The following is a 528-nucleotide window of genomic DNA, read 5'->3' on the forward strand; positions in this document are numbered from 1 at the left end:
TGCTGTGCCGCCGGCGCAAGAACAACCCGCTGCTGGTCGGCGAGGCCGGCGTGGGCAAGACGGCCATCGCTGAAGGCCTGGCCTGGAGGATCACCGAAGGCGAAGTCCCTGAGGTCCTCGCCGACGCCGTCGTCTACTCGCTGGACATGGGCGCGCTGCTGGCGGGCACCAAGTACCGCGGCGACTTCGAGCAGCGCCTGAAGGCGGTTCTGAAGGCGCTGAAGGACCAACCCAGCGCCATCCTCTTCATCGACGAGATCCACACGCTGATCGGCGCCGGTGCGGCCTCGGGCGGCACGCTGGACGCGAGCAACCTGCTCAAGCCGGCGCTGTCCAGCGGCGCGATGAAGTGMATCGGCGCGACCACCTTCACCGAGTACCGCGGCATCTTCGAGAAGGACGCGGCGCTGAGCCGGCGCTTCCAGAAGATCGATGTCGCCGAGCCTTCGGTCGAGCAGACCATCGAGATCCTGAAGGGGCTCAAGAGCCGCTTCGAGGAGCATCACTCGGTCAAGTACGCCCTGGGCG

The 528-nt window shown here is 67.2% G+C and carries 1 protein-coding gene; it reads left to right on the forward strand.

The window, feature by feature from the left end:
* On the forward strand, positions 1–528 hold a 528-nt coding region (locus AC1DU6_RS35700), incomplete at both ends, for an AAA family ATPase (RefSeq protein ID WP_477863358.1).

This window comes from Roseateles sp. P5_B10 (assembly GCF_056400485.1).